Annotated in this window: 23 protein-coding genes; 13 read left to right on the top strand and 10 right to left on the bottom strand. The window is 72.1% G+C overall.

Annotation, left to right across the window (positions count from 1 at the left end; translation table 11 throughout):
- Positions 1 to 28: 28 nt before the first annotated feature.
- Entirely contained in the window at positions 29 to 1,477 is a 1,449-nt protein-coding gene (locus tag Pta02_RS31110; protein ID WP_203878542.1) for a DHA2 family efflux MFS transporter permease subunit, read from the top strand.
- Positions 1,478 to 1,583: 106 nt separating this feature from the next.
- Here Pta02_RS31110 and Pta02_RS31105 read toward each other — a convergent pair whose 3' ends face one another.
- Positions 1,584 to 3,599 carry a PhoX family protein gene (locus Pta02_RS31105; RefSeq protein ID WP_239131358.1) on the bottom strand — a complete coding sequence of 672 codons (2,016 nt, stop codon included), beginning with the start codon at positions 3,597 to 3,599 and terminating at the stop codon, positions 1,584 to 1,586.
- A 257-nt stretch (positions 3,600 to 3,856) separates the two neighbouring features.
- On the opposite strand from Pta02_RS31105, the gene Pta02_RS31100 reads away from it, so the two are divergent.
- The gene (locus tag Pta02_RS31100) at positions 3,857 to 4,315 is read left to right on the top strand and encodes a sterol carrier family protein (RefSeq protein ID WP_203878576.1); all 459 of its coding nucleotides are present in this window, start codon (positions 3,857 to 3,859) and stop codon (positions 4,313 to 4,315) included.
- Between the two features lie 91 nt (positions 4,316 to 4,406).
- Here the strand turns inward: Pta02_RS31100 and Pta02_RS31095 are convergent, their stop codons facing one another.
- Entirely contained in the window at positions 4,407 to 5,666 is a 1,260-nt protein-coding gene (locus tag Pta02_RS31095; RefSeq protein WP_203878541.1) for a DUF4190 domain-containing protein, read from the bottom strand.
- A 442-nt stretch (positions 5,667 to 6,108) separates the two neighbouring features.
- Between Pta02_RS31095 and purF the strand changes: the two genes are divergently transcribed.
- Positions 6,109 to 7,545, top strand: a complete 1,437-nt coding sequence (gene purF, locus Pta02_RS31090) for an amidophosphoribosyltransferase (protein WP_203878540.1) — start codon at positions 6,109 to 6,111, stop codon at positions 7,543 to 7,545.
- Positions 7,542 to 8,567, top strand: a complete 1,026-nt coding sequence (gene purM, locus Pta02_RS31085; RefSeq protein WP_203878539.1) for a phosphoribosylformylglycinamidine cyclo-ligase — start codon at positions 7,542 to 7,544, stop codon at positions 8,565 to 8,567. The genes purF and purM overlap by 4 nt, the downstream gene beginning before the upstream one ends.
- A 277-nt stretch (positions 8,568 to 8,844) precedes the next feature.
- Here purM and Pta02_RS31080 read toward each other — a convergent pair whose 3' ends face one another.
- The gene (locus Pta02_RS31080; protein ID WP_203878538.1) at positions 8,845 to 9,078 is read right to left on the bottom strand and encodes a DUF3073 domain-containing protein; all 234 of its coding nucleotides are present in this window, start codon (positions 9,076 to 9,078) and stop codon (positions 8,845 to 8,847) included.
- A 149-nt stretch (positions 9,079 to 9,227) separates the two neighbouring features.
- Entirely contained in the window at positions 9,228 to 10,331 is a 1,104-nt protein-coding gene (locus Pta02_RS31075) for a Leu/Phe/Val dehydrogenase (RefSeq protein WP_203878537.1), read from the bottom strand.
- Between the two features lie 216 nt (positions 10,332 to 10,547).
- On the opposite strand from Pta02_RS31075, the gene Pta02_RS31070 reads away from it, so the two are divergent.
- Entirely contained in the window at positions 10,548 to 11,405 is an 858-nt protein-coding gene (locus Pta02_RS31070; protein WP_203878536.1) for a DUF8083 family protein, read from the top strand.
- A 318-nt stretch (positions 11,406 to 11,723) separates the two neighbouring features.
- A complete protein-coding gene (gene bldC / locus Pta02_RS31065) occupies positions 11,724 to 11,927 on the top strand; it encodes a developmental transcriptional regulator BldC (RefSeq protein ID WP_013133571.1) in 204 nt (67 codons plus the stop codon).
- Positions 11,928 to 12,159: 232 nt separating this feature from the next.
- Here the strand turns inward: bldC and Pta02_RS31060 are convergent, their stop codons facing one another.
- Positions 12,160 to 12,849: a TetR/AcrR family transcriptional regulator gene (locus Pta02_RS31060; RefSeq protein WP_239131356.1), complete on the bottom strand. Its 690-nt coding sequence runs from the start codon at positions 12,847 to 12,849 to the stop codon at positions 12,160 to 12,162.
- 157 nt (positions 12,850 to 13,006) lie between these two features.
- Between Pta02_RS31060 and Pta02_RS31055 the strand changes: the two genes are divergently transcribed.
- The 5 genes from Pta02_RS31055 (at position 13,007) to Pta02_RS31035 (ending at position 17,983) form a co-directional block, all read left to right on the top strand.
- Positions 13,007 to 14,092, top strand: a complete 1,086-nt coding sequence (locus tag Pta02_RS31055; RefSeq protein ID WP_203878535.1) for a LacI family DNA-binding transcriptional regulator — start codon at positions 13,007 to 13,009, stop codon at positions 14,090 to 14,092.
- 111 nt (positions 14,093 to 14,203) lie between these two features.
- Positions 14,204 to 14,452, top strand: a complete 249-nt coding sequence (locus Pta02_RS31050; protein WP_203878534.1) for a hypothetical protein — start codon at positions 14,204 to 14,206, stop codon at positions 14,450 to 14,452.
- A 63-nt stretch (positions 14,453 to 14,515) separates the two neighbouring features.
- The gene (locus Pta02_RS31045; protein ID WP_203878533.1) at positions 14,516 to 15,463 is read left to right on the top strand and encodes an N-acetylmuramoyl-L-alanine amidase; all 948 of its coding nucleotides are present in this window, start codon (positions 14,516 to 14,518) and stop codon (positions 15,461 to 15,463) included.
- A gap of 122 nt (positions 15,464 to 15,585) precedes the next feature.
- A complete protein-coding gene (locus Pta02_RS31040) occupies positions 15,586 to 17,250 on the top strand; it encodes a beta-N-acetylhexosaminidase (RefSeq protein ID WP_203878532.1) in 1,665 nt (554 codons plus the stop codon).
- Positions 17,251 to 17,464: 214 nt separating this feature from the next.
- The gene (locus Pta02_RS31035; protein WP_203878531.1) at positions 17,465 to 17,983 is read left to right on the top strand and encodes an NUDIX hydrolase; all 519 of its coding nucleotides are present in this window, start codon (positions 17,465 to 17,467) and stop codon (positions 17,981 to 17,983) included.
- Between the two features lie 305 nt (positions 17,984 to 18,288).
- On the opposite strand, the gene Pta02_RS31030 is transcribed toward Pta02_RS31035, so the two are convergent.
- The 5 genes from Pta02_RS31030 to Pta02_RS31010 are packed head-to-tail and all read right to left on the bottom strand — an operon-like array spanning position 18,289 to position 21,167.
- Positions 18,289 to 18,492: a heavy-metal-associated domain-containing protein gene (locus Pta02_RS31030; RefSeq protein ID WP_203878530.1), complete on the bottom strand. Its 204-nt coding sequence runs from the start codon at positions 18,490 to 18,492 to the stop codon at positions 18,289 to 18,291.
- A 41-nt stretch (positions 18,493 to 18,533) separates the two neighbouring features.
- Complete coding sequence (locus Pta02_RS31025; RefSeq protein WP_203878529.1) at positions 18,534 to 19,601, bottom strand: quinone-dependent dihydroorotate dehydrogenase; 1,068 nt, start codon at positions 19,599 to 19,601, stop codon at positions 18,534 to 18,536.
- Between the two features lie 11 nt (positions 19,602 to 19,612).
- A complete protein-coding gene (locus tag Pta02_RS31020) occupies positions 19,613 to 19,948 on the bottom strand; it encodes an STAS domain-containing protein (protein ID WP_203878528.1) in 336 nt (111 codons plus the stop codon).
- Positions 19,945 to 20,652, bottom strand: coding sequence for a GAF and ANTAR domain-containing protein (locus tag Pta02_RS31015; RefSeq protein WP_203878527.1), 708 nt, complete (start codon positions 20,650 to 20,652; stop codon positions 19,945 to 19,947). The genes Pta02_RS31020 and Pta02_RS31015 overlap by 4 nt, the downstream gene beginning before the upstream one ends.
- Positions 20,653 to 20,696: 44 nt before the next feature.
- Positions 20,697 to 21,167 carry a GAF domain-containing protein gene (locus Pta02_RS31010; protein ID WP_203878526.1) on the bottom strand — a complete coding sequence of 157 codons (471 nt, stop codon included), beginning with the start codon at positions 21,165 to 21,167 and terminating at the stop codon, positions 20,697 to 20,699.
- Between the two features lie 211 nt (positions 21,168 to 21,378).
- Here Pta02_RS31010 and Pta02_RS31005 point away from each other — a divergent pair, with 211 nt between their 5' ends.
- Together Pta02_RS31005 and Pta02_RS31000 are read left to right on the top strand one after the other, a co-directional pair.
- A complete protein-coding gene (locus Pta02_RS31005) occupies positions 21,379 to 21,762 on the top strand; it encodes a hypothetical protein (protein WP_203878525.1) in 384 nt (127 codons plus the stop codon).
- A gap of 118 nt (positions 21,763 to 21,880) precedes the next feature.
- Positions 21,881 to 22,612: a phosphatase PAP2 family protein gene (locus Pta02_RS31000; RefSeq protein ID WP_203878524.1), complete on the top strand. Its 732-nt coding sequence runs from the start codon at positions 21,881 to 21,883 to the stop codon at positions 22,610 to 22,612.
- The last annotated feature ends 47 nt before the right edge of the window (positions 22,613 to 22,659 follow it).

The following is a 22,659-nucleotide window of genomic DNA, read 5'->3' as shown; positions in this document are numbered from 1 at the left end:
AATACATCTACGATGTAGAGGAAAGCTGATGACGGACACCCGCAGGTGGTGGGCCCTGGGGGCGATCGCCCTGGCCACCTTCATGACCTATCTCGACAACAACGTGGTCAACGTCGCCCTGCCGACGATCCAGCGGGACCTCGGGCTGAGCATCTCGGGGCTGGAGTGGATCGTGAGCGGCTACATCCTGGTCTTCGCCGGGCTCATGCTGGTCGGCGGGCGGCTGGCCGACCTGTTCGGCGGGCGGCGGATCTTCCTGATCGGGCTCGGGGTCTTCACCCTCGCGTCACTGGCCGCAGGGCTGTCCGGGGACGGCACGACGCTGATCGCCACCCGGGCGCTGCAGGGCGTGGGGGCCGCGCTCTTGACCCCCACCGCGCTGGCCCTGCTCACCTCCACCTTCCCCGACCCGAGGGAGCGGGGCACCGCCGTCGGCCTGTGGAGCGCCGTCGGCGCGCTCGCCCTCGCCCTCGGCCCGCTGACCGGCGGGTTCATCAGCGAGCGGTGGGACTGGGGCTGGATCTACCTGATCAACGTGCCGATCGGGATCCTGACCCTCGGCCTGGGCCTGTGGGCCATCCGCCCGGCTCCCCGCGACCGGGCGCGGCGCGGCCTGGACCTGCCCGGCCTGGCCACCTCCAGCCTGGCCCTGTTCGCGCTGACCTACGGCCTCATCGAGGGCGAGGGCGCCGGATGGACCTCCCCGGAGATCCTGGGGGCCTTCGGGCTCGCGCTGGCCTCGGCGCTGGCCTTCGTCGTGACCGAGACGCGCAGCCGGGAGCCGATGATCGACCTGTCGCTGTTCCGCTCCCGGGTGTTCAGCGGGGGCACGCTGTCGATGGGCCTGTGGGCGTTCGGGGTGTTCGGGATCTACTTCTTCACCGCCCTGTACCTGCAGAACGCGCTGGGCTTCTCCCCCGTCGAGGCCGGGGCCTCGTTCGTGCCGATGGCCCTGCTCATGGCCGTCACCGCCGCCCTCGCCCCCAGGATCAGCGGCGCCCTGGGCACCGCGCGGACCGTGGCCGGCGGCCTGCTGCTGATGGCCGCGGCGATCTTCGGGATCTCCTTCGTCGGCGAGGGCGGATCGTTCGGCGACCTGCTGCCGTGGTTCCTGCTCTACGGGCTGGGCGGCGGTCTGCTGGTGCCGCTGACGACCGCCATCCTGGGCACCCTGCCCGAGGCCCGCGCCGGGGTCGCCTCCGGCGTGCTGAACGTCTCGCGTGAGATCTTCGGCCTGCTCGGCATCACGGTCCTGGGCGCGATCCTCAACGCCCGCCAGACCTCGAACGCCGCGGACGGGGCCGGACCGCTGCCGGCGTTCCTGTCCGCCTACCAGTTCACGCTGGTGCTCGCCGCGGCCATCGTGCTGGTGGGCGTCCCGATCAGCCTGTTCTCCCTGCGGACGGCCCGCCGGACCGCCGGCCGTACGGCGGTGCGGGAGAACGCGGGCGAGCGCCCCGCCGTACCCGCCGCGTAGGGCGGGGGCCGGGCGGGGCGCTCGCGAGGGGGAGAGGAGAGGGGATGCGCGGCCCGCGTCCCGGGGGTCCGCGCCGTGGTCCGGCGGGACGCGGGCCGTACCGGGATCAGGAACCGATCTTCCTGCCCTGCGTGTGCCAGGTCACGGCGACCGAGGGGCGGGGCTGGCTGGTGCCGCCGTCGGGCCAGTGGCTGGCGGGGGCCTCCGGCGAGGCCCCGTCGACCTCACCCGGGTGCTGCACGGCGACGAAGACGCTGCGCTGGTCCTGAGTGATCATGGGGCCGCAGGTCTCCGCGCCGATCGGCACGGTCAGGAACTGGCGCAGGTAGCCGTGCTCCCGGCCGGTGACCGGCATGACGAACAGGCCGTCGTTGGAGCCCAGCGCGTTGCCGTCGGTGGAGATCCACAGGTTGCCGTCGCGGTCGAAGGCCACGTTGTCCGGGCAGGAGATCGCCGAGACCTTGGTCTTGTCGAACCCGGCGAAGTAGGTGGCGGGGTCGTTCGGGTCACCGCAGACCAGCGGCAGCCACCAGGCGAAGGCGGTCGCCCCGGCGTCGTCGCGCCGCTCGACGATCTCCAGGACGTGGCCGTGCCTGTTGGAGGGACGCGGGTTGGCCTCGTCCACCTGGGCGGCGGTCCGGTTGGAGTTGTTGGTCAGCGCCACGTAGACGCCGCCGGTGACGGGGTTGCGCTCGATGTCCTCGGGGCGGTCCATCTTGGTCGCGCCGGCCTTGTCGGCGGCCAGGCGGGTGAAGACGAGGACCTCGGCGGCCGTCATGCCGGGCACGTGCGAGACGTTCCCGGTGACCAGCGGGATCCACTGGCCGGAGCCGTCGAACCGCCCGTCGGCGGGGAGCCTGCCCGTGCCGTCGATCTCGGCGGCCGGGCTGTCGCCGGTGAACTTGGCCACGTACAGCGTGCCCTCGTCCAGCAGGGTGCGGTTGTGGCGGTCGAAGCCGGGGATGTAGCGCTTCTTGGAGACGAACTTGTAGATGTACTCGAAGCGGGAGTCGTCACCCATGTAGGCCACGACCCGGCCGTCCTTGGCCAGGGTGGTGGTGGCGCCCTCATGGGCCAGGCGGCCCAGGGCGGTGCGCTTGATCGGGGTGGAGTCGGGGTCGAACGGGTCGATCTCCACGATCCAGCCGAAGCGGTTGGCCTCGTGCGGGTGCCTGGACAGGTCGAAGCGCTCCTCGACCCGGTCGAAACGCCGCCCGCCCGGGGTCGTCGCGGTGATGTCGATGCCGTACCGCTTGAGCCCGGCCTTCTGCTCCTCGGGGGCGCCGCTGCCCAGGACGAAGTACTGGTTGAAGTTCTCCTCGCCGCTCAGCACGGTGCCCCACGGGGTGGTGCCGCCGGCGCAGTTGTTCAGCATGCCCAGGACGGTGGTGCCGGACGGGTCGGCGGCGGTCTTCAGCAGGTCGCCGCCCGCGGCCGGGCCGGTGAACTTCATGGGGGTCTGCGCGGTGATGCGCCGGTTGTAGCGGCGGCGGCCCCTCGTGACCAGCCTCCACTGCCCGGAGCCGCCCACCCGCTCGATCTCGACGACCGAGCCGCCGTGCGCGGCCAGAGCGATCTTGATCTGCTCCTCGGTCGCGGCGTTCCCGCCGGTGTAGCCGCGGAACATGAGCGCCTCGTCGGAGTACTCGTGGTTGACCCACAGCAGTCCGCGGCTGCCGCCCATGGGGAAGAACGTCACGAAGTCGCAGTTGTAGCCGAACTGCCTGGTCTGGGCCTCGGCCGTCTGGTTCTCGAAGTCGAACGCCGGGGCGTCGGGCAGGACGGGGTCGCCCCAGCGCACGACGGCGGCCGACTCATAGCCCTCGGGGACGACCAGGCGGTCCTCCCTGTTGGGCGCGACCGCGGCGAAGCGGAGCCCGCCCCGGCCCCGGTCGCCGCCGTGCCTGAAGGCCTCGGCCTCCGGCGTGGGCTCGGCCGCGGCGGGCGCGGCCCCGGCCAGCCCGGCCGCGCCGGCCCCGGCGGCCAGCGCCCCCAGCGCGCTCGCGCGGAGCATGCCGCGGCGGGAGAGGACCGAGGTGACCACGTCACCGAAGTAGGCGTTGCCGCTGGCGTTCGCGACCTCGTGCGCGCAGGCGTTGCCACAGCGGAATTCGCAGGTCATGGCGCTGCGACCACCCTTGTGCGGGCTCGTGAGCAGCGGGAGCATTCGGCGCGGCGACGGGTTCGCCACAGGGGCCTCCAAGGGTGTGCAGATGTTCCGGGCCGGGACGCTACGGGCACCGGCCGAACCCCAGGTGAACGACGTTTGCCCGGATGATGAACCATTTGTCGCGAATAGCCGGGTAACGGGCCGTGGTCCGGCTGCGCTCCGGCTGTGCTCCGGCGGAGGAGGACGACGCGGGGGTACGGCGGGCGGGCATGATTGGGGGCGTGCCAGCACACAAGCCCGATCCCGCCAAGATCCACTCTGCCCTGGACGCCCAGCTGACCGCCCTCGGCGAGCCGCCCTACGACGGCCCCGAGAGCCCCGGCGCCCTGCTGGGCGCGTGCGTCACCGTGGTCATGCGGGCCTACGAGCGAGACGTCCGGCCGGAGCGGGAGGCGGCGCGCCTGGCCGTGCGTCACCTGCTGGACCGGCTGGCGGCCGCGGCCCCGGGCCGGACCGTCGAGGTGCGGGTCCCGCCGTACGCGGCGGTGCAGTGCGTCGAGGGGCCCCGGCACACGCGGGGCACCCCGCCGAACGTGGTGGAGACGGACGCGCGGACCTGGCTGGAGCTGGCCACCGGGCGGCTGACCTGGGCCGAGGCTACGGCGGCCGGGCGCGTCGCGGCCAGCGGCTCCCGGGCCGATCTCACGGACCACCTGCCGGTCACCTGAGCGTCGCGGGACTCCGCCGGGTTTCCCGCTCACGCTCCCCTTGCGGGGGCGGGGGCGGGGGCGGGGGCGGGGGCGGGGGCGGGGGCGGGGGTCAGGGCACGGGCTGGAGCTGGATGCCGAACTTCTGCTCGACGCAGTACCGCTGGAGTTCGGTGGGCATCTCCAGGCAGTCGCCGACCTTGTTCGCGAACCAGGCGAGGACCACCGCGGCGATGATCAGGGTCAGGGCGCTCAGGATCAGGCCGACCCAGGCGCGGCCGCGGTTGGAGTTCTTGACGACCGCGACGATGCCGATGATCACGCCGACGATCGCGGTCAGCGCGCCGATCCCGCAGGCGAGGAGCAGGACGAGGCTGACGATGCCGAGCACCAGGGCGGCTGTTCCGAGCCCGCCGCCCCGCCCGGGCCCGAACCGGTCGCCCCGGGGCGGCGCCGGATAGCCCCCGGGTCCCGCGGGATGGGCCGGGGCGTAGGGCTGCGCGCCGTACGGCTGCGCGGAGGCCCCGCCGTACGGATGGGCGCCGGTGGAGGCCGCCTCGGGAGCTCCGGAGGGCATCCCGTGCGGAGGCGCGCCGGGGTGCGCCCCCGCCGCGCCGGAGGCGGGGAAGCCGCCGTACGGGCCGCCGGGCGGAGCGCCGTACGGACCGCCCGGTCCCCCGGGAGCGGCGTGCGAACCGCCCGGGACGGGAGCCCCGTACGCAGGGGCGGCCCCGGCGCCCGGGTCACCGTACGGACCGCCCTGACCGGCGGATGGACCGCCGGGGGCGCCGCCGTACGGACCGCCCTGACCGGCGGATGGACCACCGGACCCCGGGGCACCGTACAGACCGCTTCGAGCCGCGGATGGACTGCCGGGGGTGCCGCCGTACGGGCCGCCGGGCACCGGCTCGCGGCCCGGCGGGAACTCGCCGGTGACGGGCTCGGTGGCCTCGGACGGCACCGTGGACAGGCTCTCCGGCGGTGTCGGCGGGTCGTACCGCGAAGGCTGCACGACGCCCGGCGGCGCGCCGATGTCGTCGAGGGGGGCCTGCTCGGGGGCGCTCTCCCAGCCGGGGTAGGCGGGCGGCGCGGCCCCGGGAACCGGGTAGGAGGCGGGCGGCTCCGCGGCCGGAGACCCCGCCTCCCCCTGCCCTCCGGGGTTCTGCCACGGCTCGGCCTCCCCTGGGACTCCGGCGTCCCCCCGGGATCCCGCCTCTCCGGGTCCCGGGGTGCCCGCCGAGGGCCACGTGTCCCCCGGGCCTGCGGCCTCGGGGGACGGGCCCGCCTGACCGGACCGCGGAGAGTCCGGTGCGGCCGTCTGGACCGGCGGGAGCACCTCGGGTGCGTCCGGCAGGTCCGGGTGCGGCGGCACCGGTTCTCCGGGGGCCGGGTCAGGCAGGCCGGGAGCCTCCCCCGGGGCCGGTTCCGGACGGCCCGGGGGAACCTCGCCGGGGCCGGCGGGTTCCGGAGTGTTCGGTGGCAGCTCGCCGGGGCCGGCGGGCTCCGGGGTGCCCGGCGGCATCTCCCCGGCTCCGGAGGACCCGGCGGCCGAGGGAGGTCGTGAGGCGGGCTCGTCCGGCGTGGACGGCCGGTCCCGGGGCTCGCGCCACGGGTCGGGCTGGGGTGAGTCGATAGGTGATGTCACTTCTGCTCTCCCGACGGTCGAAATGCCGGATACCCCACCATCCCCCGCGTCCCCGCGCCGAAACGAGGACGCCACGGCAAAGCGCCGACGATTGTTCGGTCAGGTCATCGTTGGGGCGAGTTCCGGCCCCGGGGCACGGGCAGCGAAGCGGCCGACCTAAACTGAAGCCGTGCTGAAGGGCGACGGCCAGCTGAGCCATGACCTTGACCCCCATGACCGACCTCCGAAAGACGCCTGTGGCGTCTTCGGCGTATGGGCCCCCGGGGAGGAAGTCTCCAAACTCACCTACTACGGGCTGTACGCGTTGCAGCACCGCGGGCAGGAATCCGCGGGCATCGCGGTCAGCGAAGGCAGCCGCATCCTCGTCTACAAGGACATGGGCCTGGTGGCCCAGGTCTTCGACGAGTCGGTGCTGGGCACCCTCCGCGGCCACCTGGCCATCGGCCACTGCCGCTACTCGACCACCGGGTCGAGCGTCTGGGAGAACGCCCAGCCGACGCTGAGCTCCACCGAGGTCGGCGGGCTCGCGCTCGCCCACAACGGCAACCTGATCAACACCCGTGAGCTGGCCCGGCGCCTCGCGCCGGGCGCCACCCGGGCGACCACCGACACCGAGGTGCTGACGTCGCTGCTGGCCCAGGACCGCAGCCAGCCCATCGACGACGCGGCCGCCGAGCTCCTCCCGCAGGTGAAGGGCGCCTACTCCCTCGTCTTCATGGACGAGAGGACGCTTTACGCCGCCCGCGACCCGCAGGGCATCCGCCCGCTGGTCCTGGGCCGGCTGGAGCGCGGCTGGGCGGTGGCCTCCGAGACCGCCGCCCTCGACATCGTGGGCGCCACGTTCGTCCGCGAGATCGAGCCGGGCGAGCTCATCACCATCGACGAGCGCGGCGTGCGGTCCCGCAGGTTCGCGCTGTCGGAGCCCAAGGGCTGCCTGTTCGAATACGTCTACCTCGCCCGTCCCGACACCACGATCGCCGGGCGCAGCGTGCAGTCCACCCGGGTCGAGGTCGGCCGCGTGCTGGCCCGCGAGCACCCGGTCGAGGCCGACCTGGTCATCCCCACGCCCGAGTCGGGCACCCCGGCCGCCGTCGGTTACGCCGAGGCGAGCGGGATCCCGTACGGCCAGGGCCTGGTCAAGAACTCCTACGTCGGCCGGACCTTCATCCAGCCGTCCCAGACCATCCGCCAGCTCGGCATCCGGCTCAAGCTGAACCCGCTGAAGGAGGTCGTGGCGGGCAAGCGGCTGGTCGTCGTGGACGACTCCATCGTGCGCGGCAACACCCAGCGGGCCATCGTCAAGATGCTCCGCGAGGCGGGGGCGCGAGAGGTCCACGTCCGGATCTCCTCGCCGCCGGTGGCCTGGCCGTGCTTCTACGGCATCGACTTCGCCACCCGGGCGGAGCTGATCGCCGGTTCGCTCAGCGTGGAGGAGATCCGCGACTCGCTGGGCGCCGACTCGCTCGGATACATCTCGCAGGAAGGCCTCATCGAGGCCACCACGATCCCCGCCGACCGGCTCTGCCGGGCCTGCTTCGACGGTCAGTACCCCATCGCCGTCGACCGCGACAACGTGGGCAAGTACGTGCTGGAGGCCCAGGCATGACCAGCTACGCCGCCGCCGGCGTGGACATCGACGCGGGTGAGCGCGCCGTCGAGCTGATGAAGTCGAAGGTCGCCCGGTCGCGGCGGCCCGAGGTGGTCGACGACGCCAGCGGGTTCGCCGGCCTCTTCGACGCCTCGGCGCTGCTGAGCTACCGGCGCCCGCTGCTGACCACCTCCACCGACGGCGTCGGCACCAAGGTGATGCTGGCCCAGCGCCTGGGCAGGCACGACACGATCGGCATCGACCTGGTCGGCATGGTCGTGGACGACCTGGTGGTCTGCGGCGCCGAGCCGCTGTTCATGACCGACTACGTCGCCTGCGGCAAGGTCGTCCCCGAGCGGATCGCCGAGATCGTGGGCGGCGTCGCCGAGGGCTGCCGCCTGGCCGGGGCCGCGCTGATCGGCGGGGAGACGGCCGAGCACCCGGGCGCCATGGGCGCCGACGAGTACGACCTGGCGGGCGCCGCCACCGGCGTGGTCGAGGCCGACGAGATGCTCGGCCGGCACCGGGTCCGCGAGGGCGACGTGGTGCTCGCGCTGGCCTCCTCCGGCGTGCACTCCAACGGCTACTCGCTGGTCCGGCACATCATCAAGCTCGCCGACCTCCCGCTGGAGCGGGAGGTCGCCGAGTTCGGCCGGACGCTGGGCGAGGAACTGCTGGAGCCGACCAGGATCTACTCCCTGGACTGCCTGGCGCTGGCCCGCTCGGTCGAGGTCCACGCCTACGCGCACATCACCGGCGGCGGCCTGGAGGGCAACCTGGCACGCTCGCTGCCGCCCACGGTGGACGCGGTGCTGGACCGGTCGTCCTGGACCCCGCCGGCCGTCTTCGGTTTCCTGGCCGGGCACGGCAAGGTCGCCCAGGCCGACATGGACCGCACCTTCAACCTCGGGGTGGGCATGGCGGCCGTCGTCCCCGCGGACGCGGTCGATCCGGCCCTGGCCCTGCTCAAGGAGCGCGGCCTGCCGGCGTGGGTCCTGGGCGAGATCGTCGCCGGCTCCGGCCGGGCCCGCTACCGCTAGTCACCGCCGGTCCCGGGCGTTCACCGGTGGCGGGGCGTCCCCGCCGCCGGTCCCGTCACGGGGCCGGATCGGCCAGGGCCCGCGGGAAGCGGCTGCCGGAAAACGGCCGCCCCGGAAAAGCGACCGGGGAAAATCGGCCCGCGGAGACCGGAAAGAGCGCGGAAACGCGAAAGAGCGCTCCGGATCGGCGAAGCGCTGGGCGGGAATCGGTGCATATGGAGAGGACACCCGGTGGACCTGCCCCGGGTGCCCTGCTCACGACCAAACGGAAAGCCGCCTACCGACGGCCGGGCGGGTTGTCGTCCCGGTCGTCCTCGGAGTCGAAGTCATCGGCGTAATCGGCATAGCGATCCGCCAGATCATCGTAGGAGTCGTTGGCGTCGTCATTGTGGTTGGAGTCATCCCTGACTCCGAGCTCGTCACGAAGACGCTCAAGATCAGTGCCACCGCTGTTGTACTTCAGCTGGCGAGCAACCTTGACCTGCTTGGCCTTTGCTCGGCCGCGCCCCATTGGCTCGACCCCCTCGTGTGGGGCCGATCTGGCCCCTCGTCGCTAACGCACCACGCACTGACGCCGCCTGACTTGAGACGTCAGCTCTCGTTCGACTACAACCGTACCTGTTTTGCGCCCGGCTCGGTACGCCGTATGAACGCGAGGGGCTAGTGGCCCAGCCAAATGCCCCTAATTCGCCCGACTTCCGACATTCTGCGCTCGGCTAGCCTATCCGCTGCGACCGCCGGAGGAACGCCGTCCTCCGCCGCCGTGGCGAAAATCTTGAGCGTGGTGTCGTAGATCTTGGCGGCCTTTGCCTTCGCCCGGTCCATGTCGAACCCCTGGATCTCGTCGGCGACCTGGATCACGCCGCCGGAGTTGACCACGTAGTCGGGCGCGTACAGGATGCCGCGGTCGGCGAGCTGCTTCTCCACCCCGGGATGGGCCAGCTGGTTGTTGGCCCCGCCGCAGACGATCGCGGCCCGCAGCCGGGCGACCGTGTCGTCGTCCAGGGCCCCGCCGAGGGCGCACGGCGCGTAGACGTCGATGCCGGCCGAGGTGAGCTCCAGCTTGTCCGCCACGACGTCCACCTCGGGGTGGCGCCGGCGCACCTGCTCGACGGCCCGCTCGCTGACGTCGCAGACGACGACCTCGGCGCCGTCCGCGATGAGGTGCTCCACCAGCCGGTGGCCCACCTTGCCCACGCCCTCCACGCCGACCCGCCTGCCGCGCAGCGACGGCGTGCCGAAGACGTGCTCGGCCGCGGCCCGCATGCCCTGGAACACGCCGAAGGCGGTCAGGATGGAGGAGTCGCCGGCGCCGCCGTTGGCCGTGGTGCGCCCGGTCACGTAGGAGGTCTCGCGGGCGATGACGTCCATGTCCTCGCTGTAGGTGCCCACGTCGCACGCGGTGAGGTAGCGCCCGCTGAGAGACTGGATGAAGCGGCCGTAGGCCCGCAGCATCGCCTCGTTCTTGTCCTTGTCCGGGTCGCCGATGATGACGGCCTTGCCCCCGCCGAGGTCGAGACCGGCCAGGGCGTTCTTGTAGGCCATCGCCCGCGAGAGGTTCAGCACGTCCGCCAGCGCGGCCTGCTCGCTCTCGTAGGGATAGAACCTGGTGCCGCCGAGGCCCGGGCCGAGGGCGGTGTTGTAGATCGCGATGATCGCGTGGAGGCCGCTGCGCTCGTCGGAGCAGAAGATGACCTGCTCGTGCCTGGCCTGGCCGCTTACTGGGCCGTTCTCCTTGTGGGAGAGCCCGAAGACGTCCGTCACTGTGGTGACTCCTGGTCGTCCGGTCCGCCGCACCGTCGCGGCGGAGATCACTCTCAGGGTAACCACAACTCCTCCCGGGAGAGGAGAGAAAGTCCCGCCGACCTGCCGGGACGCGACACGCCGGGGACCGTCCGGCCCGTTGCCCGGCCGGGCGGCGGCCGACGGCGACGGCGACGGTACCGGACAGCGACGGGCTCTTCGTGGCACGATGCGAGCGTGCTGCCCTATGCCGCGTACCTCCGCGTCTACGAACCTCTGAGTGCCTTCAGCCCCTCGGAACGCGTCTCATGGGAGACCTATGCCGGAGCGCGCGACCGGCCGCGCCGGGCGAGCGCACTCCACGCAGAACACGGGGAGGCGGTGGCACGCCTCATCGGGAGACCGCCGATCCCGGCGCCCCCGCACGAGAGTCCCAACGCCTATCTCAGGCGCGTGGAGGACGTCCTGTACGTCTGCCCCTGGCAGAGCAGGCTCCGGTCCTGGATGGCGTTCTCACGCTTCCGGGGCGCGACCCCCCTGCGGCTGATGGAGCGGTTCGTGCCGATCACCATCGCCGAGCAGACCGCCGACGACTTCGACCGGTTCAAGCGGCGCAGCGGCTCGGCCGCGCTGCGCACCCACATCAGGACCTCGACCTGGCACGTTCCGACATCCTGGTTCGTCCCCTTCGACGACAACGAGCGCTGGCTGGTCCTGGACGGCGAGCCGCCGGCCGGGAGCCGGGCCGCCTCCCGCAACCTCATCTACGTCACCTCCATGGCCCACGCCCGGCGCCGCACCGCCCGGGCGCTGCAGATCATCCGCCGTCAGGTGGGAGAGGCCGGCGTCACCAGCGAGGTCGAGGACGTCGCCCGCTGGCTGGAGGAGTTCCACCCCCACTCCCTGGTCGAGCTCGACTACGGCGGCATCGTCCACCTCATGGACGACGAGAAGCTCCAGGCCGACCACTCCGTGGCGGAGCTGGCCGCGGCGCTGACAGGTCTGGAGACGGGCCAGGAAGAGCTAGCGTTCGCCATGTATCAGCGGGTGACTCTCCGCTGGAGGTCAATACAACTTCTCGAATCAGCAAACTGAGTCGCATATCACCCCTCTGACCTGCATAAGTGGGGCTGTCAACGTCCGGGGACGCATCTGCGAACTGAGTAGTTTGCCGTTTTCACTGCGATACCACGAAACGTGTCGCTAGAATCACCGAGCGTGACTACAGCGCGTACACAAGAGAGATGAGTCCCCCAAAGACTCGCCAATCGCCCTACGTAGCTGTATGGTCACATCGGGTGATGCCACATATGGTCCGAATAGCCGCACGCAAGGGGCCATAGAGGACATCCGTGACAAGCGTCAAATCGCAGGATCGCTGTCGCCGGTCCACACGGAGGAGAGGCCGCACAAATGTCAGCTCGTACACCTGAGGCCGAGCCGCTGCTCACCCCGGCGGAGGTCGCAACCATGTTCCGCGTCGACCCCAAGACCGTCACCCGGTGGGCGAAGGCCGGCAAGTTGACGTCCATCCGCACGCTGGGTGGGCACCGTCGCTACAGGGAGACCGAGGTCCGCGCCCTGCTCGCGGGGATTCCGCAGCAGCGCTCCGAATAGGACGGGCTCGTCGGAGACACGATCCGGGGGCACCACGCGCGCGCTCACAGAGCGTGTGGGCGCGTAGGTCGGCTTATGTGGAGAGCGGCGTCGCCCGCCCGGCGCCGCCCCACGTGAATCGCCGCATCCGCCGGGGCGCCGCATCCGTCGCGGCGCCCGCAGTCGCCGGAGCGTCCGGCGACGTCTCCGGAGAAGACCCGAAGAACGCCCCAGGGCAACGCCCCAGGGCAACTCAGAGCAACTGGTCGCGGACGAGTTCCTCGACGAGCCTTTCGACCTGCGGGTCGTGGTTCGCGGCCACCCCGAGCAGCGCCACCATGTGATCGACCAGCATGCGCTCCAGCACCGCCCGCTCGATGTCCCGGTGCTCCAGCCAGTCGAGACCGGCCGTCTCGACGGAGGCGATCCACGAGCGCAGCGTCATGCGCAGAGCGGGACCGGGCTCCTCGACCCGCATCTGCTTGGTGATCAGATTGAACAGACGGTGCCGGACACTGTCGACGATCTCCCCGATCTCACCGCTGCGGTTGGCCGGGCCGCCCTTGAGCAGCGCGGCGAACCCCGCCGCGTGCTCCTCGACGAAATCGAAATAACGCTCCAGCCCGGAGGCCAGCTCGTCCAGCGGGCGGCCGTTGCCCTGGGGGCGCAGCCGGGTCTCCAGCTGGGTCGCGGCGCTCCTGAGCGCCGCGACGTAGAGCTCCTGCTTGCCGCCGAAGTAGTGATAGACCAGGGCCCGCGAGGCCCCCGCCGCCGAGGCGACGTCGTCGATGGAGACGTCTTCGGCGTCGTGCTTGCTGAACAGCTCCAGAGCCGCCGCCATGAGCTCCTCACGGCGCCGGTCCACGCTGAGCCTGCGCCGTGCCGGGCGTGCGCCGCCCGCCACCGGCTTGTCCTGCTTGGCCGCTCCGGATGTCGAACTCACATCCGCAGACTATCCGAGCCGGTGCCCGGCAGCCGCATGGTCAAGATCGAAGGTAGATCGCGCCAAAGCCGTACCCGATCCGGAACTCGATCGTTTTGAGTGAGAGGGCATCCAGACACCCGCACAGGTGCCCACCCACCATTCCGGGGGAGAGGCCATGTCAGGACCGCCGGTCAACACCGCCGTCACCAGAGCCCGCGCGCTCGCCGTCACCGTCCCGCCAGACGGTTCCGGACCGCGCCCGCGGCCCACCATCCGCAACGTCGCCGAACGGGCCGGCGTCTCCAAATCGCTGGTCTCGCTGGTACTGCGCGGATCACCGCACGTCAGCGAGCACCGCAGGCAGGCCGTGCTGCAGGCAGCCAGGGACCTCGGCTACCGGCCCAACGCGGTCGCGCGCAGCCTCGTCGAGGGCCGCACCCACCTGGTCGGCGCGCTCGTCGCCAACCTGCACAACCCCTTCTACGCCGAGTTCCTGGACGGCCTGCAGGAGAGCCTGCACGGCGAGGGGCTCCGGCTGCTCATCGGCAACAGCCAGTGGGACCCCGCATTCGAGGACGAGGCCGTCGAGGCCTTCCTGGAGCTGCGGGTGGACGGGCTCGTCCTGCTCGGCATCCCGCCCACCAGTGAGACGCTCATCGAGGCCACCGCGTACACCCCCACCGTCGTGGTCGGCGAGCGCGACATCGACCTGGGCGGCGTGGACATCGTCGTGGACGACGACGAGCTCGGCTCCCGCCTGGCCGTCGACCACCTCGTGGAGCTCGGCCACCGCAGGATCGCCCACATCGAGGGCTCCTGCTCCTCCTCCGGCCGGTTCCGCTGCGAGGGCTACCTGGTGGCGATGCGCAGGCACGCGCTGGCGCCGTACATCACGGTCGAGCAGGCCGAGGCCACCGAGGAGGGCGGCGCGCGGGCCGCGCGGAGCCTGCTGTCCCGCGACCCCCGGCCCACGGCCGTCTTCGCCGTCAACGACCGCGTGGCCACGGGCGTGCTGGCCGCCGCGGCCGAGCTCGGACTGCGGGTGCCCGAGGACCTGTCGGTGGTGGGCTACGACAACTCCCAGCTGTCGGGCGTCCCGCCGATCTCGCTGACCACGGTGGACCAGCCGCGCAGGGCGATGGGCCGCTCGGCCGCGGCGCTGCTCAGCGACCGGATCGGCGATCCCGGCAAGGCCTCGCGGATGCGCCAGGTCACCCCGCAGCTGATCGTACGGCGCAGCACCGGCCCCATCGGATCGTAAACGGCCCGCCTGGAGCGTTACAGCGCCTCCAGGCGGGCACCAAGGCTGGGCAAACCCCCGTGGGTGACACGCGCGTCTGGTGTTCACTCAGGTCCTGATAAGGGGGTAATCATGCGTGATCCAGAACTGGTGTCATGCGCTCAGCGCGCCGCCTCCGAGCTGGAGCGGGCGTGGGCGCAGTGGCGCGCCGCCCGGGGCAGGCACGGGGATGCCGGAGCCGACTCCGTGGCCAGCTACGTGGCCCATTCCATCGACCATCCATGGGGACGCCCGCGCGTGGTCCTCGGCGTGGACGCCGAGGACGCGCGGGAGCTGGCCGCGTTCCTGCAGAGACAGGAAATCGAGGAACACGTCTGGTGACACCGGGCCGCGGTCACGGCGTCGGGCCACGTACATTGGTGGGCTGACGGTTCCTACGGGGGGATGAACGTGACTGGCAGAGCGCTCACGGCGGCCCTTGCCCTCTGTGCTCTGGGCGTCACCGCCTGCGGCGGCGCCCAGGACGACACCGGCACGGGCTCCGTACAGGCCACCGGGCCCGCGGCGAGCCCGGCGCAGACCACGCCCTCCGGAGGATCTCCGGAGGAGACGGCCTCGCCGGGCTCTCCGGACGACACGCCGGTCCCGGAACCCACCGGCACGGCCGAGGACACCGCCGCCCCGCAACCCACTCCCTCCGCCCTGCCGACCAGGGAGCGGACCGCCTCACCTCAGCCGCTGGCCGGCAAGGTGGTGGTCATCGACCCGGGGCACAACGAGAACAACTTCCGGCACACCGCCGAGATCAACAGGCTGGTCGACGTCGAGACCCGGCGCAAGGCCTGCGACACCACGGGCACGGCCACCGCGAGCGGCTACTCCGAGGCCGCGTTCACCTGGGACGTGTCCAAGCGGATGACCGCGCTCCTGCGGGCCAGGGGGGCGAAGGTCGTGCTGACCCGCACCACCCGGACGCCGTACGGCCCGTGCATCACCGAGCGGTCGGCGATCGGCAACGACGCCGGGGCGGACGCGGCGATCTCGGTGCACGCCGACGGCTCGGCCACGGGCAACCGCGGCTTCCACGTGATCATGCCGAAGAGGATCAGGAGCCAGACGGCCCGGATGGTGGCCGAGTCCGAGAAGCTCGGCCTCGCCGTGCGCAAGGCCTTCCGCGAGGGCACCGGCCGGCCGTACTCCACCTACATCGGCCGCCAGGCCCTCGACTACCGCGACGACCTGGGCGGGCTCAACCTCTCCACGGTCCCGAAGGTCTTCATCGAGACCGGCAACATGAAGAACCCCGCCGAGGCGCGGCTCTTCCGGTCCGCCGAGTTCCGGCAGAAGGTCGCGCTCGCGCTGGTCGACGGCCTGCAGGACTATCTGCGCTAGACCCGCGGCGATCTCCGATCGGATATCCACAGCCTGTGGATATCCGGCCGTACCCATGCCGCTATGCACAACATGTGAGCTCCCCGCGTGGCGTTCCCCGGGCTCTTTGGGATGATCGGGCCATGACCGACCTGCTCCCCCGTCCCCTGTCCGCCGAGCCCGGTTCCGGATCCCTCGACCTCTCCCCCGGCACCCCGATCTCCGGTCCCGCCCAGCTGGTGGACGCGGTACGGCGGGCGCTGGCCGCGTTGGACCTGCGGCCCGCCGGGTCCGAGTCAGGACCCGAGTCAGGACCGGGGCCGGAAACGATCGTGGTCGGACACGACGCGTCCCTGGGCCCGGAGGCCTACCGGCTGGAGGTCTCCGCCGGGGGCGTGCGGATCGAGGCCGCCGGCCCGTCCGGCGCGTTCTACGCCGGGCAGACGCTGCGCCAGCTCCTGCCCGGCTCGGCTTTCCGCAACGTCCCGGCCGGCGGGAGCGTGCCGTTCGTCCGGGTGGAGGACGCGCCGCGGTTCCCCTGGCGGGGCGTGCACCTGGACGTCGCCCGGCACTTCCTGCCCAAGCGGGAGGTGCTGCGGATGATCGACCTCATGGCCGTGCACAAGCTCAACCGGCTCCACCTGCACCTGGTGGACGACCAGGGGTGGCGCTTCGAGAGCCGGACCCGCCCCCGGCTGCACGAGGTGGCCTCGCACCGGCCGCAGACGATCACCACCTACTATCACGAGGAACCGGCCTTCGACGGCGTCCCCCACGGCGGCTACTACACGCTCGACGACCTCACCGAGATCGCCGCCTACGCCCGGGCGCGCGCCGTGACGATCGTGCCGGAGATCGACGTGCCCGGGCACGCCTCGGCCATCCTCGCCGCCTACCCGGAGCTGGACGCGCGGGCGACCGGGGGGCGGCGGCCGGAGCCGTTCCCCGTCCTGGAGCGCTGGGGCATCTCCCCGGCGATCCTCTCCCCCCTCCCGCCGACGGTCGACTTCCTGGCCGAGGTGATCGGCGAGCTGCTGGAGGCCCTCGGTGAGACGCCTTACGTGCACATCGGCGGGGACGAATGCGTGCTCGACGACTGGGCCGCCTCGTCGGAGATCGTCGCCTTCCAGGAGGAGCTGGGGCTGTCGAGCCTGCCCGAGATGCACGCCTGGTTCCTGCGGCGCCTCGCCGACGTGCTGGCCGAGCGGGGCAGCCGGGCGGTCGTGTGGGACGAGGCGTTCGTCAGCGGCATGCTGCGCCCCGACACGATCGTGATGCCGTGGCGCGGGCTCGGCGTCGCCGAGCGCGCCGCCCGGGCGGGACACGACGTGGTGCAGACGCCGATCTTCCCCCTCTACTTCGACTACGCGGAGGCGTCCTCGCCCGACGAGCCCATCGGCATCGGCGACGCGATCACGGTGACCGACGTGGCGGAGTTCGAGCCGGTGCCCGGGACCTGGGGCGCGCAGGAGGCGCAGCACGTGCTGGGCGCCCAGTTCCAGCTGTGGAGCGAGCGCCTGCCCGACGGCCGGGCCGTCGACTACCGGGCCTGGCCCCGGGGCTGCGCGCTGGCGGAGGTCGCCTGGGCGGGATCGGCCGACGCCTCGTTCGGCGCCCGGCTGGAACGGCACCTGCGGCGGCTGGACGCGCTCGGCGTCGAGTACCGCCCGCTGTCCGGGCCGCACCCCTGGCAGCGCGGCGGGACCGGATGGCGCCGCCACCGCGCGGGGGTCGTCAAGGTCGTCGAGAGCATGAAGCACGTGGAGGAGCTGACCCACGCCGCCGACTCCACCCGTCCCAGCATCTGACGTCCCGGCCTCCCGCCTCCTCACCGCCACGTACGGCCCGCGCCCCGGCTCCGGGCGCGGCTCCGGGCGCGGCTCCGGGCGCGGCTCCGGGCGCGGAGTGCCGCGGGTGCGGGGTCTGCGGCGTGAGGTGCCGCGGAGTGCAGGATCCGCGGGTGCGGGGCGCGGTGGAAAACGGCTGGTCGAGCGGGTGAGGGGCTGAGTACGCTCCCGAGGCATGAACAGCGCTCACCCCTCCGAAGCCGTCCGGCCTCCGGCCGCCGCCCCGCTCCCGGACGGCGGCACGGGTTCACGGCCGAAGGCGCCCTCGGTCTCGTGCGTGTTCGTCTGCCACGACGGGCGGGGCAGGATCCTGCTGGCCCGGCGCGGCGCCGGGGCCAGGGACGAGCCGGGGGTCTGGGACTGCGGCGCCGGGGCGCTGGAGTACGGCGAGTCCTTCGAGACGGCCGTCGCCCGCGAAGTGCGGGAGGAGTACTGCGCCGAGGCGCTGGAGATCGAGACGATCGGCGTGCGCAACGTCCTGCGCGGCGACCCGGTCACCTCGCACTGGGTCGCCGTGATCTTCGCGGTCAGGGTCGATCCCGGCGAGGTCGCGATCGGCGAGCCGCACAAGTTCGACGAGCTCGGCTGGTTCGCCCCGGACGCCCCGCCCGCCCCGTTGCACTCGCAGTTCTCCGAGACCTTCGCCCTGTTCCGCGCCTCCCGCCCGGGATCCGCGTCCCTCCTCCCTGAGTGACGATCCGGGCCTCGGCACGGCCCGTCCGGGCGGGGGCCGAAGGCGCCGCCCACCGTACGACGCCGTCTACCCCGTGACGCCGTTCTCCGTACGGCGCCGCCCACCCCCTGGCGTGGCTCGCCGTACGGCGTGGCGGCGCGGGGCATCGCGCCCGAGGAGCGTGGGGCGACGGGGCGCGCCCCGGTCGGCGGGTGGCGACAACCGGAGCGCAGCCGTACCTCCGGCGAACCGCCCGGTCGCAGGCCCGGCCCTACGTCCGGCGGCCCATTCGGCAGCGGGCGCGCCCGGCGCGCGGGAGTCCCGGGTCAGCCGGCGACTTCGTAGCCCGCTTCGGCGATGGCGGCGCGGATGGCCGCGTCGTCGGGGGAGTCACCGCTCACCTCGACGCGGCCCGACTGCAGGTCGACCTCGACCCCGGTGACACCGGGGACCTCGCCGACCTCCTCCTTGACCGAGCTCACGCAGTGGCCGCAGGTCATGCCGGTCACGGTATACGTGGTCACACTCATGGCACCTCCAGTGTCCGCACCTTACCCACCCAGGGTATAACTCAACTCGCGGTGCGGCCGATGATCTCGCGCAGATCGGTGACGCCGTGGCGGCGCATGCGGCGGGCGAGCTGCCGGTGGATGCGGTTGGCCCACAGGGGGCCGTGATAGATCAGGCCGGTATAGCCCTGGACCAGGGTGGCCCCGGCCAGCAGGCGCTCCCAGACGTCGTCGACGTCCTCGACCCCGCCGACGGAGACGAGCACGAGCCGGTCGCCGACCCGCGACCGCAGCCTGCGCAGCACCTCCAGCGAGCGCGCCTTCACCGGGCGCCCGGACAGGCCGCCGGTCTCGGTGCTGGCCACGCCCTCGCGGCTGATCGTGGTGTTGGTCGCGATGATGCCGTCGAGACCGAGTTCGAGGGCCAGGTCGGCGACCGCGTCCACGTCCTCGTCGGCCAGGTCCGGAGCGATCTTGACCAGCAGCGGGGTGCGCTTGGGGGTGCCGTCGGCGACCTCCTTGACCGCCTTGAGCAGCGGGCGCAGCAGCTCCACCGCCTGGAGGTTCCGCAGGCCGGGGGTGTTGGGCGAGCTGACGTTGACGACCAGGTAGTCGGCCGACGGCGCCAGCTCCCTGGCGCTGGCCACGTAGTCGCTGACGGCCTCGGACTCGGGCACGACCTTGGTCTTGCCGATGTTCACCCCGACGATCGCCGGGACGCCCCTGACCCGGCTCAGGGCCCTGGCCGCGGCTCCGGCGCCGGCGTTGTTGAAGCCCATCCGGTTGATGATCGCCCGCTCGCCGGCCAGCCTGAACAGCCGGGGCCTGGCGTTGCCCGGCTGGGCGTGGGCGGTGATCGTGCCCACCTCGACGTGGCCGAAGCCGAGCGCGGACATGGCCTCCACGCATCCGGCGTCCTTGTCGAAGCCCGCCGCCAGCCCGAACGGGCCGGGGAAGTGCACGCCGAACGCCTGCACGCGCAGCGCCGGGTCGCGCGGGGCGAGGCGGCGGTGGACCAGCTTCTTCACCACCGGCGTCACCGACAGCAGACGGAGCCCGCGGACCGTCAGGTGGTGCACGTCCTCGGGGTCGAAGCGGCTGAGAACCTGGGTGAAAACGAATCGATACATCACCGGTCAGGTTAGTCCCCCGGGGCCGGGGATCCCGCGCCGACCACCTTTTCGATCGACAGATACCGGTCGAACTCCACCAGCCGCAGCATCCGCATCACCAACCGTGAGGGACGCACGACGGTGAGCGTGCCGTTCATCGCCCGCAGGTGCCCGTCGGCCCACAACAGCGTCCTGGCGCCCGCGCAGTCCAGGAACTCCACCTGGGACAGGTCGAGCTCGACCGCGGCCGGACCGGCTCCGAGCAGGACGCGCCGCAGTTCACCCGCGGCGACGGAGTCGAGGTCACCCCGGACCGCGATCTCCGTGGTGCCGCGGCCGGTCTCCCGCGAGGTGATGACGATCACCTCAACTCGCCCGCTCCCTCACCGAGCACCTCCGCCGCCAGGTCGGCGACCTTCCGGCGGCTGTCCCTGGCCTGCTTGCGCAGACCGGTGAACGCCTGGGCGGCGGTCAGGTCGTGCTTGCCCATCAGATAGCCGATGGCCCGTTCGATGACCACGCGGTAGTCGAGGGCGTACTGGAGCTGGTCGGCCAGGGCGCTCTTCTCCTCGGCCGCTATCGCGGCGGTGAGGATCTGCTCGATGACGTTGGCATAGGCGTAGAGAGCCTGGATGTCTGACTCGTCCCACTCGTACGGGGCCGACTGGTAGACGTTGAGCGTGCCCACCGGCTCGCCGCCGAGCCGTACGGGCACGCCGGCGACCGCCCGGACGTCGGGGTGGAGCCGGTCGGCCAGCTCCGGCCAGCGGGGGTCGTTGCGCACGTCGCACGTCGTCACGGCGGCGTCGCTTTCGAAGGTGGATATGCACGGTCCTCGGCCCACACGGAGCTGGGCGCCCTCAAGGCTGCGCCCCGCGTCGTCGGTGGCCACCAGATAACGCAACTCCTTGTGGTCCCCCGCGAACATCAATCCCGCTCCGGAGTACCCGAACAAGGTGTCCACCACTTCGACGGCCCGCTCAAGCTGGTGGACGATGCCCGTCGCCGGGACGGTCATCTGAAGCCCTCTGAGGCTCGCGACCAGTGCTTCCTGGTCAATGTGCGTCATACGTGGGTGCCTTTCACAGCGTCGGCCCGATTACTGACTCAGATCTACGACTGCCCTGAGAAGGTTGACTTATGGGCGAGCGCTTCGAGGACCATCACCATGAGCTCCGCGAGCCGCCTCCCGGCACGCACCTTCGCGGGCTGCCATTCGTGACTGACGCGGTCGTAGAAGTCGAGGGAACCGATCACCCTGTCGTCCGCGTGCAGCGGTACGGACAGAACGGCGCGCACGCCGGTCGCCTTCTCGGCCACGCCGGGGAAACCCGAGGGCCGGGCGGCACGCAGATCGTCGATCACGATGTCCGTGTCGCGGCTGAGGCTCTCGAACGCGGGCCCCGCACCGGCCTGCTCCTGGGCCAGCTCCAGCCACCGGCCGTCGGCGTCGGACCCGCCGACCGCTCGCGGCCGATCGTGGTCGTCGATGAGCATGAGCGCGGCGCCGTCGGCGCCGAGGGCGTCGGCGAGAGCGTTCAACGTGCGGTCCACCACATGGGTGAATTCGACACCGTGGGTCATACGGGCTTCCTCCATGGCGAGGCAGCTCCGCGGACACAGGGCGGAATGGCTGGAGTAGAGCGTAGTGCGGCCCGGTGACTCCGCCAAGCGATTCTCCGGCAGGGAGGCCGGCGCATGGTGATTCTCTCGAGAGAGATACCCGACTAATGCCGCGTACGGCCGTCAACACCACGTTAAGCAAACGGCAAACGAAGATCGGCAAGCTGCCCGCATGAACATCCCTTCACGTTCCGCCGTCGTCCGCCGCCGCCGCGCGCTGGCGCGCACCGTGCTCCACGACCTCGCCGAGACCGGGCACACCACCGTCCCGCCGTGGTGGGAGGCCGAGATCGAGCGGGAGTTCGGGGGGCTGGGCGGCTTCCTGGCGGAGTTGAGCCGCCAGTGGTGGACCGCCTACGCCGCCCATCTGGACGCGTTGATCGAGCTCGGCGCGGGCGACCCCTGCCAGGCGTGGGCCGACGTGACCGAGCGGCTGCCGCAGCTGCGGGCCGTACTGGACGCCCACGCCGGCGAGCCCGCGCTCGCCGAGGCGGAGCGGCGCCACGGCGACGTGCTGCGCTGGATCCTCCGCCGCGAACCGCGCCAGGCCGCCTGACCCGCCGCACCGGACCACCCGGCCCGCCGCACCCGGCCGTCCGCCGGACGGGACCCCTGCCTGGGTGATTTGTCACCTGCAGGGCGCATGAAACCGTGGTGTCGGGTAGCCATCAGTGATGGTCAGGTTGCTCGAACGTCAGGATCCAGATCACCGCCTGGGAGTACGGCTCACGCTGGCCACGCTGGCCGTCACGCTGTTCTCCGTGCCGTTCATGCTGCTGGCGGTTCTCGTGCTCGCGGCCTTCCCGCCGCTGTACACCTTCGATGAGGACATGGCCCAGCTGTTCCACAGGCACGCCGTCTCCATCGACGGCTATCCGGACTTCCTCAACGTGGCGACCGAGGTGTTCGGGCCGTGGACGTGGCGCGTCCTGGCGGTGCTGGCGGCCGTCTGGCTGTGGAGGCGGGGATGGCGGCGCCTGGCCGTCTGGTCGGTCGTCACGATCACCGTCAGCGGCCTGCTGAACCTGGCGGTCAAGGAGCTCGTCGACCGCGCGCGTCCCGCCCTGCCGGAACCGCTGCTGTCGGCGCCGGGCGCGTCGTTCCCCTCGGGCCACGCCATGGCGGCCGCGACGGGGACGAGCATGCTGGTGCTCCTGCTGCTGCCCCTCCTGAAGGGCCGGACCCCTCGCATGATCGCCTGGATCACCGCCGCGGTCATCACGGTGTTCGTCGCCTACAGCCGGGTGGCGCTCGGCGTGCACTGGGTCAGCGACGTGGTCGCGGGGGTGGCCCTCGGGCTGGCCACCGTGGCCGCCACGGCCACCGGGTACGAGACCTGGCGCCGCGACGAGGGCCGCAGGCCGGCGGTGCCGTACGAGGAGGGCGTGGAGCCCGAGGTCTCGTAGGGCGCGCCGCAATACTTCGCGATGGATGTTCCTTGGGGCACTTTTAG

Source organism: Paraplanobispora takensis (genome assembly GCF_016863195.1).
GTDB lineage: Bacteria > Actinomycetota > Actinomycetes > Streptosporangiales > Streptosporangiaceae > Planobispora > Planobispora takensis.
Note: the sequence above shows the minus strand (reverse complement) of the source record. Positions and strands in the feature narration are given on the sequence as shown.

Excerpts from the sequence above, each read along its gene's own strand:
- Pta02_RS31045 (WP_203878533.1), top strand. The coding sequence starts at position 14,516 with ATGAACGTGACTGGCAGAGCGCTCACGGCGGCCCTTGCCCTCTGTGCT.
- Pta02_RS31035 (WP_203878531.1), top strand. The coding sequence starts at position 17,465 with ATGAACAGCGCTCACCCCTCCGAAGCCGTCCGGCCTCCGGCCGCCGCC.
- Pta02_RS31005 (WP_203878525.1), top strand. The coding sequence starts at position 21,379 with ATGAACATCCCTTCACGTTCCGCCGTCGTCCGCCGCCGCCGCGCGCTG.
- Pta02_RS31040 (WP_203878532.1), top strand. The coding sequence starts at position 15,586 with ATGACCGACCTGCTCCCCCGTCCCCTGTCCGCCGAGCCCGGTTCCGGA.
- bldC (WP_013133571.1), top strand. The coding sequence starts at position 11,724 with ATGTCAGCTCGTACACCTGAGGCCGAGCCGCTGCTCACCCCGGCGGAG.
- Pta02_RS31055 (WP_203878535.1), top strand. The coding sequence starts at position 13,007 with ATGTCAGGACCGCCGGTCAACACCGCCGTCACCAGAGCCCGCGCGCTC.
- Pta02_RS31000 (WP_203878524.1), top strand. The coding sequence starts at position 21,881 with ATGGTCAGGTTGCTCGAACGTCAGGATCCAGATCACCGCCTGGGAGTA.
- Pta02_RS31100 (WP_203878576.1), top strand. The coding sequence starts at position 3,857 with ATGATTGGGGGCGTGCCAGCACACAAGCCCGATCCCGCCAAGATCCAC.
- Pta02_RS31080 (WP_203878538.1), bottom strand. The coding sequence starts at position 9,078 with ATGGGGCGCGGCCGAGCAAAGGCCAAGCAGGTCAAGGTTGCTCGCCAG.
- Pta02_RS31110 (WP_203878542.1), top strand. The coding sequence starts at position 29 with ATGACGGACACCCGCAGGTGGTGGGCCCTGGGGGCGATCGCCCTGGCC.
- Pta02_RS31050 (WP_203878534.1), top strand. The coding sequence starts at position 14,204 with ATGCGTGATCCAGAACTGGTGTCATGCGCTCAGCGCGCCGCCTCCGAG.
- Pta02_RS31030 (WP_203878530.1), bottom strand. The coding sequence starts at position 18,492 with ATGAGTGTGACCACGTATACCGTGACCGGCATGACCTGCGGCCACTGC.
- Pta02_RS31015 (WP_203878527.1), bottom strand. The coding sequence starts at position 20,652 with ATGACGCACATTGACCAGGAAGCACTGGTCGCGAGCCTCAGAGGGCTT.
- purM (WP_203878539.1), top strand. The coding sequence starts at position 7,542 with ATGACCAGCTACGCCGCCGCCGGCGTGGACATCGACGCGGGTGAGCGC.
- Pta02_RS31025 (WP_203878529.1), bottom strand. The coding sequence starts at position 19,601 with ATGTATCGATTCGTTTTCACCCAGGTTCTCAGCCGCTTCGACCCCGAG.
- Pta02_RS31010 (WP_203878526.1), bottom strand. The coding sequence starts at position 21,167 with ATGACCCACGGTGTCGAATTCACCCATGTGGTGGACCGCACGTTGAAC.
- Pta02_RS31105 (WP_239131358.1), bottom strand. The coding sequence starts at position 3,599 with ATGACCTGCGAATTCCGCTGTGGCAACGCCTGCGCGCACGAGGTCGCG.